The organism is Anaeromyxobacter sp. SG64 (assembly GCF_022690745.1).
Lineage (GTDB): Bacteria > Myxococcota > Myxococcia > Myxococcales > Anaeromyxobacteraceae > Anaeromyxobacter > Anaeromyxobacter soli.
The window spans coordinates 66346-78198 of sequence record NZ_JALCZB010000016.1 but is presented as its reverse complement, the minus strand read 5'-3'; the positions used below and the strand labels follow the sequence as shown (position 1 = coordinate 78198).

Below are 11853 nucleotides of genomic sequence, written 5' to 3'. Positions count from 1 at the left end.
CGGGCGCCACGCCGAGGCGGACCGCGCGCTCGCGGCGCCGCTCGACGCCTTCCCGGGAGAGGTCCGGCTGCTCCTCGCGCGCGCGGCGGTGCTCGCCCGCGCCGGACGCCGCGGAGAGGGGATCGCGGTCCTGCGCGCCGCCGTGGCCGACAAGGCGCGGCGCGGGGAGGCGGCGAGGGCGGACGTGGCCGACCTCACCACCGCGCTCGCGCAGGCGCTCGTGCGGGCGGGCAGGCCGCAGGAGGCGATCGCCGCGCTGCGGGCGGCCCTCGCGGCGTCGCCGCGGGACGAGGCGCTGCTCTACGCGCTCGGCGCGACGTACCACCAGGCGGGCCAGCCCGACACGGCGGTGGCGCAGATGCAGGCGCTCCTGGCGCTCCACCCCGACTACCCCGACGCGCTGAACTTCCTCGGCTACGCCTTCGCGGAGCGCGGCGACCGGCTCGACGAGGCGGAGCGGCTCCTGCGCCGCGCCCTCGAGCTAAGGCCGCGATCCGGCCACGTGCTCGACTCGCTCGGCTGGGTGCTGTTCCGCCGCGGCGAGTTCGCCCGCGCGGCGGAGCTCCTCGAGCAGGCCGACGCGCTCGCCGGGCCGGACGCGGTCATCCTCGAGCACCTCGGGGACGCCTACGGCGCGCTCTCGCGGACGGGGGACGCCGCTCGCGCCTACCGCCGCGCGCTCGGGGCGGACCCGGGCGACGACGACGAGGGCGCGGCGGACGCCGGGCGCAAGGCCGGGATCGAGCGGAAGCTGCGCGAGCTCGCGGCCACGGCGCGCTCCCCCTCCACGCCTTGACCCCGCGGCGGCGCGCCGTTAGCGTCCGCGGATGCCGGTCCCCTCCTTTCCCTCCGAGGCGGAGGCGCGCCACGAGGAGGGCTTCCTCAACTCGGCGGACCACCTTCGCCTCTACTGGCAGCGCTACACGCCGCCCTCGCCCCGCGCCACGGTGATCGTGCTCCACGGCGCGGGCGATCACTCCGGCCGCTACCCGGCCGTCACCTCCGCGCTCGTGCGCGCGGGGTTCCAGGTGGCGCTCGTGGACCTGCGCGGCCACGGCCAGTCCGACGGCCAGCGCTGGCACGTGGACGCGTTCTCCGACTACCTCGCCGACCTCGGCGCGTTCGTGGCGAAGCTCCGGGCCGACGGCGTCGCCGGCAAGCTGTTCGTCCTCGCGCACAGCCAGGGGGCGCTCGTGGCGGCCTCGTGGGGGCTCGCCCGCGGCGGCGAGGTGGACGGGTTCGTGCTGTCGTCGCCGTACTTCCGCCTCGCGTTCCACCCGCCGGCGGTGAAGCTCCTGGCCGCGAAGCTCGCCGGGCGGGTCGTCCCCTGGCTGCGGATGTCGGCCGGGCTCGACGTGGCCGACCTCACCTCGGACCTCGAGCTGCAGCGCTGGACCGACCACGACCCCCTCTACGGCCGCGCCACGACGCCGCGCTGGTTCGCCGAGTCCACCCGGGCGCAGGCCGCGGTGCTGCGGGGCGCCGCGCGCTTCGAGGCGCCGCTGCTCGTCCTCGCCGCGGGCGCCGACCGCATCGCCGACGTGGCCGCCGCGCGCGCGTTCGTGGACGCGGCGCGATCGAGGGACAAGCGGCTCGTGGTGTACGACGGGTTCCGACACGAGATCTTCAACGAGGTGGAGCGCGATCGGCCCATCGCCGAGGCGATCGCGTGGCTCTCCTCCCACGCCAAGTGAAGAGGCGTTCAGGCGGGTTGACGCCCCCTGGAGAGGCCCTCTATCCTGCCCCGGTCTTTCACTCCACGCGGGTCCGCGACGGACGTGAAGCTCCCGGAGGACGTCTGAAAATGGCTGGCATCGAGAAGGTCCCGTCGCCGCGCAGCGGCGCACACACGGTGATCGGAAGCTCGATCGTGATCGACGGCGAGATCTCGGGTGACGAGGACCTCGTCATCCAGGGCACGGTCAAGGGCCGCATCAGCCTGCGCGAGAGCCTCTACGTCGAGGGCTCGGGCGTCATCGAGGCGGACATCGAGACGGCGAACGTCGAGGTGTCGGGCCAGGTGACGGGCAACATCGCCGCGAGCGACAAGGTCGAGCTGAAGGCCGACTGCAAGGTCGTGGGCGACATCCGCGCTCCGCGCATCCTCATCGCCGACGGCGCCCTCTTCAAGGGCAACGTGGACATGGACGTCAAGGAAACGAAGGGGAAGTGACCGTGGCGACCATCGACGGCAGCACCATCATCGGCGAGTCCATCCTCATCAGCGGCTCCCTCAACGGCGACGAGGACCTCACGGTCCGCGGCCGGGTCGAGGGCACGCTGACCCTCACGAAGACCCTCGTGGTCGAGCCGACCGGCGTCGTGAAGGCCGAGGTCCAGGTCAAGAACTGCATCATCTCCGGCGCCATCGTCGGCAACGTCACCGCCACCGAGTCGGTCGAGATCACCCGGGAAGGCCGGATGGTCGGCGACATCAGCGCGCCGCGCGTGATCATCGTCGACGGCGCGAGCTTCCGCGGCCGCATCGACATGGGCGAGGTGGACGTGGAGGCGGAGCGCGAGACGCGCACCGTCGTCTCGCGCCCGGCCCCGCTGCCGTCGCGCCCGGCCCTCCGCCCCGCGCCGCGCCCGGTCCCGATCGAGCGCAAGATGGAGGAGAAGACCGTGGCCGTCGCCGCGCCGAAGCCGCCCGCGCCCCCTGCGCCCGTCGCGATGGGCGCGGTGAAGCGCAAGGTGATCGTGAAGCGGAAGTAGCCGGTCTCGAGGCTCGCCGTGGAGCTCGAGCCGCGCACGACGGCGCCCGCCCATGCGACGGGCGCCGTCGCGTTCGTACCCCTCGCCGCCGTCACCGACGACGCGACCTTCCGGGTGCGCCCGGAGGGCGACGTGTCGCACCTCGCGGCCTCGATCGGCCGCCTCGGTCAGCTCTCGCCCGTCGAGCTCCGGCCGGACCCGGCGGCGCCGGGCCGTTACCAGGTCGTCGCCGGCTTCCGCCGGCTGGCCGCGCTCCGGATGCTCATGCGCGAGCGGGTGCTCGCGCGCGTGCACGAGCAGCTCTCCGAGGAGGACGCCTGGGGCGTCGCGCTCGGGCAGGCCCTGCTCACCGAGCCGCTCGACGGCGCGGCCCTGGGCGCGCTCCGGGAGCGGCTCGCCGGGACGGGAGTCGCGCCGTGGGCGGACGAACTCGTGGACGAGGCGCGCGTGCGCGCGCCGCTCGAGCCCGAGCTGCGCGAGCGCTTCTTCGCCTTCCTCGAGGCGGGCGCGCCCGCCGCAGCCGAGGCCCCGGCGCCCGCGCCCGACGAGGACGCCGCGCTCGAGCGCGAGCAGGAGGCCGACGAGGCCGAGCGCCTGGTCCCCGAGGAGGTCCCCGTGGAGGTCACCCCGGACGAGCTCGCTCAGGACGTGGCGCGGCGCTTCTGGGAGCTCAACCAGGATCTCGCGCTCGCCGTGGGGGCCTGGGCAGACTTGCCGCCCGAGGGCCGCCGCCAGATCCTGGCGCAGGCCCGCTGGGTGGCGGCGCTCCTGCCGCACCTCGAGGGAGAGGAAGAATGAGCCTCGACACCGATCGCGCCCGGCTCCTCGAGCTCCTGCGCGAGCTCTCCTTCGAGCGCCGGAAGGTGATCCTCGCCTCCGGCAAGGAGAGCGACTTCTACGTGGACTGCAAGCGGACGACGCTCACCGCCGAGGGGCACGTCCTCGTCGGCCGGCTCCTGTTCGACCGCGTCCGCCGCATCCAGCCGCTCGTGCGCGGCGTCGGCGGCCTCACCCTCGGCGCCGATCCCATCGCCAGCGCGATCGCGCTCACGAGCTTCCTGGAGCACGAGCGAGCGGGCGGTCTGGGAGGCGTTCATCCCCCCGGCACGGTCGACTCGTTCATCGTCCGCAAGGAGCCGAAGGGCCACGGCACCGGGCAGTGGATCGAGGGGCGCAAGACCATCCCGGACGGCAGCCGCGTCGTCGTCATCGAGGACGTGGTGACCACGGGCGGCAGCGCGCTCAAGGCCATCGAGCGCTGCCGGGCGGAGAAGCTCGAGCCGGTCGCGTGCCTCGCGCTCGTGGATCGGATGGAGGGCGGCCGCGAGGCGATCGAGGCGCAGGGCGTGCCGCTCCAGGCGCTCTTCACGCGCCAGGACTTCCTCGGATGACCCGCGCCGCGGTGGTCCGCGCCCTGCTGGGGCTCGCGCTCCTGGCGGCCGGCTGCACGATCCGCTCGCGCACGCCGTATCCCCGCACCGACCAGGGCGAGTGGGCGGAGAAGCGCGACCAGGCCACCCGCCGCGACCTGCTCTACGACGGCCTCGATCACCGCGCGACCGCGACCGCGACCCACCTGTCGCTCCCGGTGCGCGAGGCGCGCGCGCGCCGCCTCGCCGAGTGGAAGGGGTGGACGGCGGAGGAGCTCGAGCAGCGGCTCGCGAGGGAGCGCGCCGAGGCGGCGGCCGGCGAGGAGTTCCTGCTCGTCTTCTACACGCCCTCGTCGAGGGCGAACGACCTCGACGCGCCGAGGAGCATCTGGCACGTGGCGGTGAAGAGCGAGGCGGGGGAGCTCGTCAGCGTCGGCGCGCACATCGCCGACGCCGACGACGAGCTGCACGGCCTCTTCCCCTGGGTGGGCCCGTTCGACACCGTCTACCGGGTGCAGTTCCCCGTCCCGAAGGAGGGACCGCTCGCGGACGAGGGCTACGTGCTCGAGATCGCGAGCGCGCTCGGCGTGCTCGAGCTCGACTACACCTCGCCGCCGCTCCCCACGCCGCTCATCCAGCCGTCGCCGCCCGAGGGGCGCTGACCTTCGCGGCGCGGCCGCCGCGCGAGCGGCCCCGCTACTCGAGATCGCCGCGCGTGATGAGCGTGTCGCGCAGCCAGCGATCGTCGCTCTTGGGGTAGTCGAGGATGTAGTGCAGCCCGCGCGACTCCTTGCGCTGGCGGGCGCACTCGACGATGAGCATCCCGACGTCGGCGAGGTTCCGGAGCTCGACGAGGTCCGGCGTGAGGTTGTACTGCCAGTAATAGTCGCGGATCTCGCTCCGCAGCATGGCGATGCGGGTGCGCGCGCGCTCGAGCCGCTTCTGCGTGCGCACGATGCCGACGTAGTTCCACATCACGCGCCGGAGCTCGTCCCAGTTGTGCGCGACGACGACGCCCTCCTCGGGCGCGAGCGCCGAGCCCGGGTTCCAGTCCGGGATGTGCGGCGGCGGCCCGCTCCCCTCGGAGAGCTCGTCCGCGGCGCGCAGCGCGGCGCGCCGGCCGAACACGAGGCCCTCGAGGAGCGAGTTGGAGGCGAGCCGGTTCGCGCCGTGCAGGCCGGTGCAGGAGACCTCGCCGATGGCATAGAGGCGCGGGATGGAGGTGCGGCCGACGAGATCCGTTACGACGCCGCCGCACTGGTAGTGCGCGGCCGGGACGACGGGGATCGGCTGCGCCGCCATGTCGATGCCGAACTCCTTGCACGTCGCGTAGATGTGCGGGAAGTGCTCGAGCAGGAAGCTCTTCGGCAGGTGCGTCATGTCGAGGAACGCGCAGTCGTCGCCGCGCTTCTTCATCTCCGCGTCGATGGAGCGCGCGACGACGTCCCGCGGCGCGAGCTCCTTGCGCGGGTCGTAGCGCACCATGAATGCGTCGCCCGCGGCGTTGCGGAGGATGCCGCCCTCACCGCGGAGCGCCTCGCTGATGAGGAAGCTCTTCGCCTGCGGGTGGAAGAGGCAGGTCGGGTGGAACTGGAAGAACTCCATGTTCGCGACCGTCGCGCCGGCGCGGTACGCCATGGCGACCCCGTCGCCGGTCGCGACGTCGGGGTTCGAGGTATAGAGGTAGACCTTGCCCGAGCCGCCGGTGGCGAGGATGGTCGCGCCCGCCGAGAGGGTGGAGACGACGCCGGTGTCGCGGTGGAGCACGTACGCGCCGAGCACCCGGCTCGGGCCGCCGATGCCGGCCTTGCCGCTCGTCACCAGGTCGACCGCGACGTGGTCCTCCTCGATGCGGATCCCGCGCGCGTCGCAGGCGGCGAGGAGCGCGCGCTCGATCTCCCGGCCGGTCGTGTCCTTCGCGTGCGCGACACGACGGCGCGAGTGGCCGCCCTCACGGGTGAGGTGCAGCCGATCCGGGGCCTCCCGATCGAGCTCCACGCCGAGCGACATCAGCCAGCGGATGCGATCGGGTCCCTCGCGGACGGTCACCTCCACCGCCTCGCGCCGGCAGAGCCCCGCGCCGGCGACGAGCGTGTCCTGGATGTGGAGCTCGAAGTCGTCGTCGGGCCCGAGCACCGAGGCGACGCCGCCCTGGGCGTACTGCGTGGAGCCCTCCGAGCGCTGCCGCTTCGTGAGGACCAGCACCGAGCCGTGATTCGCGGCCTCGAGGGCGAACGTCAGGCCGGCGACACCGCCGCCCAGGACGAGGAAGTCGACGTGCTCGCGCGGGGAGAGGGTATTCATGGCGTCATTGTGTAGCGCATGTGTGTGCGTGCCGGTGGGGGAATAAAGTTGTCCGTCCCGACGTGCTCTTGGTAGGTTTTTCCCACCGCATGTCCGGCCCTCGCTCCCTCGTCGGCCTCGCCCTCGTGGGGCTCCTCTGCGCGCCCGCGCTGGCGCGGGGCGGAGACGTCTACTCGTACGTCGACTCGGACGGCGTGGTGCACTTCTCGAACGCGCCGAACGACCCGCGCTACCGCCGGGTGAACCGCGCGAGGAGCGGCGGCGGCGTCTATCGCTCCGGGTCGCAGGCGCGCGCGCGCCCGGCGGCGTCCGCTGACGAGCGCTACACGCAGTGGCGCGCCCACATCACCTCGGCGGCGGCGCGCTACGCGCTGCCCGAGGCGCTGCTCCTCGCGGTGATGTCGGTCGAGTCGAACTTCGATCACCGCGCCGTGTCCGAGAAGGGCGCGATGGGACTCATGCAGCTCATGCCCGGGACGGCGAAGGACATGTACGTGTCCGACGCCTGGGACCCGGGCCAGAACATCGACGGCGGGGCGCGCTACCTGCGCATCCTCGCGAACCAGTACCAGGGCGATCTCATGAGGACGCTCGCGGCGTACAACGCCGGGCCGGAGGCGGTCCGCCGCGCAGGCGGCGACGTCCCGAACATCCCGGAGACGCGCGAGTACGTCCGCAAGGTCGTCGCCCTGTACGAGGCCTACAAGGCCGGGAAGTGAACCCTTTGGCCAGGCGCGGCGGCACCCACGAGGTCGAGGGACTCGACGAGGAGTTCCTGTTCCACCTCTCGCGCGGGACCGAGCTCATCGGCGCCGGCGACGCGGACGGCGCGCGTGCCGCCCTCGAGCGGGCGCGCACGTTGCGCCCGAAGGACGTGAAGGTCCTGGGCCTGCTCGGCCAGGCGTACTACCGCCTCGGCCGATTCGAGGACGCGGGCGACGTGTGGCAGGTGCTCGTGGACGAGAGCCCGGTCGAGCCGGCGGCGCGCGTGAACCTCGGGCTCGCGCGCCTCAAGGCGAAGCGCCACGCCGACGCGGCCCGGCAGCTCCAGATCGCGCTCGACCTCAACCCCGACCACCGCAAGGCGATGGGCTACCTCGGCCTCGCGCTGCTCGAGGGAGGCGACCCCGCCGCCGCGCGCGCCTGGTTCGAGCGGACCGGCGCCGAGCACATGATCGCGCGCTGCGACGCGCTCCTCGCCGGCCCCGCCGGCGCGGAGGAGGAGGCCGCGCCGCCCGTTGCCGTCGCCGACGAAGGCGCCCCCGGCGAACCGCTACCCGCTGAGCAGCTCGAGCCGCTCGCGACGCCGGTGCCGGTCGCCGATCTCGCCGCCGAAGCTCCGCTCTCCGGATCCGACGCGTTCGACGCGGCGTCCGCGGCCCTCGCGGCAGAGGACGAGCGCGCCGCTCCTCCTGCCCCGATCGCGCAGGCCTCGCCCCCGGCGCTCTCCGCGTGGGCCGCCTCCCGCGTCCTCGCGCTCGAGGGGGCCGCTCCCTTCGCGGTGCAGGACGGGGTCCTCGCGGTCGCGGTGCGCGGCGAGCTGCGCGTCCGGCTCGAGGGCCTGTTCGCGATCCGCGGGCAGGTCGCGCTCGCCGGGGACGTGAAGCGCTTCCGCGGGCGCGTGACCGAGACGCCCTTCGGCCAGGGTGCCGCGCGCATGTACCACGCGAGCGGCGACGGCGTGCTCCTCCTGCGCGCCGGCGACCGGCGCCTCACCGCGCTGGAGCTCGGCGGCGAGGCCGCCTACTTCCGCGAGGACGCGGTGTGCGGCCTCGACGCGGGCCTCGCGTTCGAGAACGGGAGGGTGCCGTCGTCCGCGGGCGAGCTGAACCTCGTACACATCCGCGGGCAGGGCGCGCTGCTCGTCGCGTCTCGCGGCGAGCCCGTCGCGATCGACGTCGTGCCCGGCACGCCGGTGCGGCTCCCGCTCACCGCGCTCGTCGGCTGGACCGGCGCCCTCACGCCGCGGCTCGGGCCGCTCGCCGACGAGGCCGAGGGCGCGCCGCTCGCGGTGGAGCTGACCGGCGAGGGGCGGGCGCTCGCGGATCCGGAGGCGGTGGCGGAGCGTGGGGGCGGGGGCACGCCATGATGGCGCCACCCGCCCGCAGGGAGCCTGCTGCGACGCACGCTGCCTGCCTCCGCCGGGCGGCCTCGTCGTTGCGCTCCTCGACGTGCCTTACAGGCACGCCTGCGGTGCTCACTCCTCGGGGCGCCCGGCCCGGCGACGGCATCGCGCGTCTCGCGACGGCTCCATGCAAGCGAGGGGCGCCATGAGCCGCTCGCTCGCGCGGGAGTTCCTGAACGCGCCCAACGCGATCACGCTCACGCGGATCGCGATGATCCCGGTGTTCCTCTGGTTCACCTTCCACGAGTCGCGCGTCGACAGCTTCATCGCCTGCGTCGTCTACGCGGTCACCGGCGCGACCGACTTCCTCGACGGCTGGGTCGCGCGCAAGAAGAACCTCGTCACGGTGATCGGGAAGTTCCTCGACCCGCTCGCCGACAAGCTCATCGTGATGGCGGCGCTCGTGATGCTCGTCCACCTCGGGCGCGTCTCCGCCTGGGTGGTGATCGTCGTCATGGCCCGCGAGTTCATCGTGACGGGCCTGCGCACGATCGCGATGAGCGAGGGGATCGTCATCGCGGCGGGGCAGGAGGGGAAGCACAAGACGGCCTTCCAGGTCGCCTCCATCACCTTCCTGCTGTTGCACTACACGTACCCGATCGACGCGATCTTCTTCTCGTTCGACCTCGACGCGAACCGCGTCGGGACGTGGCTGCTCTACATCTCGCTCTTCTTCTCGGTCTGGTCGGCGCTGAAGTACTTCACCAGCTTCATCGAGGCGGTCTACCGCACCCCGGCGCGCTCCGACGGACGCGACCGCGCGGCCGGCTACCCGCGCGAGGCGGAGAGCAGCCGGTCACAGGCGGCGAGCACCGCGTCCGTCTCGGATTCGGCGCGCACCTCCGCGGCGGCGAAGCCCGGCACGCGGTGACCCCAGCGCGCGGAGTCGCCGCGGAAGAAGACGCCCACTGTGGGCGTCCGCACGGCGACGCCGAGGTGCATCGGGCCCGAGTTGTTCGACACCACGAGCCGCGCACGGCGCATCAGCCCGGCGAGGAGCGCGAGATCGGTGGGCGGTGCGAGGGTCGCGCCCGAGCCCTCCGCGATGGCGCGCGCGAGCGGCTCCTCGCCCGGACCCCACACGACGAGCACCGCGAGCCCGCGCGCCGCGAGGCCGCGCGCGACCGCTGCGTACGCCTCCGGCGGCCAGCGCCGGTCGGCGAGCCGCGCGCCGGGGTTGAGGAGCGCGAACGGCCGGCCGGCGAGCCCCGCGCCCGCGAGCAGCGCGTCGGCCGGGCCGAGATCCTCGCCGAGCGAGGTGTCGAGCTCGAGGCCGCTCGGCGGGAGCCCGAGCGGGCGGAGGAGCTCGAGCTTGGCGGGCACCTCGACGGCGTTCGCCGCATCGTGGGCGACGGGGTGGGAGAGGAAGCGGGCAGAGTCGCCGCGGTCGTGGCCCACGATGAAGCCTGCGCGTCCGCCGACGATGCGCGCGAGGAGCGCGGCGGTGAGCGAGAAGGCCGACCAGTGGCCCGCCTCGACCACGAGGTCGTAGCGCTCGCGTCGCAGCGCGCGCACGAGGCCGAGGAACCGCCCGGGCGCGCGGAAGGCGTCCCGCTTCTGCCAGAGGATCGCCCGGTCCACGTGCGGCGAGCCGACGAGGTGGCCCTGCCGCGGCGCGAGGAGGTGGAGCTCGGCGCGAGGCAGCCCGAGCTTCAGGGCGCGGAGGAGCGGGGTGGTGAGGAGCTGGTTCCCGACGCGCTCGTCCACTCGGATGACGAGGATCTTGCGGATGGAGGCGAGCGGCGGCTGCGCCGCGCGGGGACGCGGCCAGACGAGGTTCGCGAGGCCGAGCACGAGGGCGCGGCCGAGGGCCCGGAGCGCGTTCCCCGCGGCGCCGCGGCTCTTCCCGCCGCCCACGCGCGCGCGGAGCCGCTTGTCCTCGGCGCTCTTGCGGGAGGCCTCGCGGAGCTGCGCGAGGGCGGAGGAGGGCGGGTCCTTGGGTGCGTTCCGGGTCGTCACGAGGGCCGCGGATGTTAGCACCGGCGGGCTCCGGCGCTCCCCGCCGCACCCGAGAGATGGACGCTTGACACCATCCCGGAGCGCCTCTATAACCGGCGTCCTTCGCACGGATTCTGCGGGAATAGCTCAGTGGTAGAGCATCGCCTTGCCAAGGCGAGGGTCGAGGGTTCAAATCCCTTTTCCCGCTCCAGTTAAAGGCCCCGGTTCGCCGGGGCCTTTTTCTTTCAGCCCTTCAGCGCCTCCAACCCGCCTCCACGCGCGCGACCGCGGAAAGGCATACTGCTGGGGCGAGAGCCGAGCGGGGGCAGGTCGGCGATGCGTCCAGCATCGACGGGCGGGCGCCCTCGGCGGTTGCGGGCGATCTCTCGTTCGAGGCCTTGGATGCGGGCTTCCGCCACACCTGTGCCCGTGCCACCACGGGATCCGTCTCGTACTGGGGCTCCAGCGGGGCCGGCCAGCTTGGCACGAGCTCGACCAGCTCACGACATGTGCCGACGACGGTGTCGGGGCGGCCGTGAGAAGGACCTCCGGTCGACGACGCGCCTTCGTGATCGTCGCGCGCTCCTGGGCGCGCTGCTCGCCGCCGCGTGCTCGGCCGCGCTCGCCGACGAGCCGAGGAACCGCGGGGACGAAACGGAGCCGCGTCGGTTCCTCTCCGCTGGCGTGGATCTCGGTACCTCCCAGCACGTCGCCCTTGCCGCGGGGTACGGGAAGCCCGACGCGCGCTGGGGCGGCCTCATCGCCCACGGCTACCTCACGCTCAACTCCGCCGCGGCGCGCGTAGGCGCCAAGGTCGACCTCGAGGCCCTCGCGCTCGAAGGAGGCGTTCGGTGGGTCCGTACGTTCGAGCACCTGCCTCTCCCGGTCCAGCGCCGGCACACCCGTATCCCCGGCGGCGATGGATTCGAGTCGCGGGTCCTCGACCTCTCCGCGAAGGGAGGCCTTCCGCTTGGCCCCGGCTTCGCGATCTACGAGGTGGCCGGCGTACGGCAGCTCTCGTCACACGGGGACGTCCACCTGTACGACGAGCTGTACAGGATCGTTTACCGTCCGGACTGGCTCGGCACGGTGAGCGCCGGCTGGCTCGCGTCGCTCCGCGGCGGGACGGCGCTCCTGGGCGGGCGCGCGCTGTGGGCCTTCGAGTCCGGTCGTGGCGGAGATCCACTGGTGATGATCGGGCCCGTGACCTACTGGCGACTGTGGCCGCACATCGCGCTCGCGGGGGAGCTGCTCTACCCGGTATCGAACCCGGACAGCCTCGGGTTCATGGACTCGATCGCTGCGTTCGCGGTGCTCTCGTTCCGGGCGGCGACCGGGGACCCGCCGCCGCGGTTCCCCTGACGAGGGCACCCGCGACGTCGCGCCGGGCCACTCGAGCGC

At 73.7% G+C, this 11853-nt stretch carries 13 protein-coding genes and 1 tRNA gene; 12 read left to right on the top strand and 2 right to left on the bottom strand.

The window, feature by feature from the left end; genetic code table 11:
• The 7 genes from MNZ29_RS07480 to MNZ29_RS07450 all read left to right on the top strand — a co-directional run.
• Positions 1-796 (top strand): tetratricopeptide repeat protein (locus tag MNZ29_RS07480; RefSeq protein ID WP_242354435.1); only part of this gene is annotated, 796 nt, incomplete at its 5' end.
• 31 nt (positions 797-827) lie between these two features.
• Positions 828-1694 (top strand): alpha/beta hydrolase, encoded by an 867-nt coding sequence (locus MNZ29_RS07475; RefSeq protein WP_242336260.1) that lies wholly within the window; start codon positions 828-830, stop codon positions 1692-1694.
• A gap of 110 nt (positions 1695-1804) precedes the next feature.
• Positions 1805-2173, top strand: a complete 369-nt coding sequence (locus MNZ29_RS07470) for a polymer-forming cytoskeletal protein (protein WP_242336257.1) — start codon at positions 1805-1807, stop codon at positions 2171-2173.
• 2 nt (positions 2174-2175) lie between these two features.
• Complete coding sequence (locus tag MNZ29_RS07465) at positions 2176-2715, top strand: polymer-forming cytoskeletal protein (protein WP_242336254.1); 540 nt, start codon at positions 2176-2178, stop codon at positions 2713-2715.
• 18 nt (positions 2716-2733) lie between these two features.
• Complete coding sequence (locus MNZ29_RS07460) at positions 2734-3513, top strand: ParB N-terminal domain-containing protein (RefSeq protein ID WP_242336251.1); 780 nt, start codon at positions 2734-2736, stop codon at positions 3511-3513.
• Positions 3510-4106 carry an orotate phosphoribosyltransferase gene (gene pyrE / locus MNZ29_RS07455; RefSeq protein ID WP_242336248.1) on the top strand — a complete coding sequence of 199 codons (597 nt, stop codon included), beginning with the start codon at positions 3510-3512 and terminating at the stop codon, positions 4104-4106. The genes MNZ29_RS07460 and pyrE overlap by 4 nt, the downstream gene beginning before the upstream one ends.
• Positions 4103-4747: a hypothetical protein gene (locus MNZ29_RS07450; RefSeq protein ID WP_242336246.1), complete on the top strand. Its 645-nt coding sequence runs from the start codon at positions 4103-4105 to the stop codon at positions 4745-4747. Before pyrE ends, MNZ29_RS07450 begins: the two co-directional genes overlap by 4 nt.
• Positions 4748-4781: 34 nt before the next feature.
• Here the strand turns inward: MNZ29_RS07450 and nadB are convergent, their stop codons facing one another.
• A complete protein-coding gene (gene nadB, locus MNZ29_RS07445) occupies positions 4782-6389 on the bottom strand; it encodes an L-aspartate oxidase (protein WP_242336243.1) in 1608 nt (535 codons plus the stop codon).
• A gap of 89 nt (positions 6390-6478) precedes the next feature.
• On the opposite strand from nadB, the gene MNZ29_RS07440 reads away from it, so the two are divergent.
• From MNZ29_RS07440 to pgsA, 3 genes are all read left to right on the top strand, one after another.
• Positions 6479-7108: a lytic transglycosylase domain-containing protein gene (locus MNZ29_RS07440; protein WP_242336240.1), complete on the top strand. Its 630-nt coding sequence runs from the start codon at positions 6479-6481 to the stop codon at positions 7106-7108.
• Entirely contained in the window at positions 7105-8478 is a 1374-nt protein-coding gene (locus MNZ29_RS07435) for a tetratricopeptide repeat protein (RefSeq protein ID WP_242354426.1), read from the top strand. Before MNZ29_RS07440 ends, MNZ29_RS07435 begins: the two co-directional genes overlap by 4 nt.
• Before the next feature lie 181 nt (positions 8479-8659).
• Positions 8660-9385: a CDP-diacylglycerol--glycerol-3-phosphate 3-phosphatidyltransferase gene (gene pgsA / locus MNZ29_RS07430; RefSeq protein ID WP_242336234.1), complete on the top strand. Its 726-nt coding sequence runs from the start codon at positions 8660-8662 to the stop codon at positions 9383-9385.
• Here pgsA and MNZ29_RS24890 read toward each other — a convergent pair.
• The gene (locus tag MNZ29_RS24890; protein ID WP_242336230.1) at positions 9283-10473 is read right to left on the bottom strand and encodes a glycosyltransferase family 9 protein; all 1191 of its coding nucleotides are present in this window, start codon (positions 10471-10473) and stop codon (positions 9283-9285) included. The two genes, pgsA and MNZ29_RS24890, sit on opposite strands and share 103 nt — an antisense overlap.
• A 115-nt stretch (positions 10474-10588) precedes the next feature.
• Between MNZ29_RS24890 and MNZ29_RS07420 the strand changes: the two genes are divergently transcribed.
• Together MNZ29_RS07420 and MNZ29_RS07415 are read left to right on the top strand one after the other, a co-directional pair.
• Positions 10589-10663: transfer RNA gene (locus MNZ29_RS07420), tRNA-Gly, on the top strand.
• Positions 10664-11136: 473 nt separating this feature from the next.
• A complete protein-coding gene (locus MNZ29_RS07415; protein ID WP_242354405.1) occupies positions 11137-11814 on the top strand; it encodes a hypothetical protein in 678 nt (225 codons plus the stop codon).
• Positions 11815-11853: the final 39 nt, after the last annotated feature.

Excerpts from the sequence above, each read along its gene's own strand:
- MNZ29_RS07475 (WP_242336260.1), top strand. The coding sequence starts at position 828 with ATGCCGGTCCCCTCCTTTCCCTCCGAGGCGGAGGCGCGCCACGAGGAG.
- MNZ29_RS07470 (WP_242336257.1), top strand. The coding sequence starts at position 1,805 with ATGGCTGGCATCGAGAAGGTCCCGTCGCCGCGCAGCGGCGCACACACG.
- pyrE (WP_242336248.1), top strand. The coding sequence starts at position 3,510 with ATGAGCCTCGACACCGATCGCGCCCGGCTCCTCGAGCTCCTGCGCGAG.
- MNZ29_RS07450 (WP_242336246.1), top strand. The coding sequence starts at position 4,103 with ATGACCCGCGCCGCGGTGGTCCGCGCCCTGCTGGGGCTCGCGCTCCTG.
- nadB (WP_242336243.1), bottom strand. The coding sequence starts at position 6,389 with ATGAATACCCTCTCCCCGCGCGAGCACGTCGACTTCCTCGTCCTGGGC.
- MNZ29_RS07440 (WP_242336240.1), top strand. The coding sequence starts at position 6,479 with ATGTCCGGCCCTCGCTCCCTCGTCGGCCTCGCCCTCGTGGGGCTCCTC.
- pgsA (WP_242336234.1), top strand. The coding sequence starts at position 8,660 with ATGAGCCGCTCGCTCGCGCGGGAGTTCCTGAACGCGCCCAACGCGATC.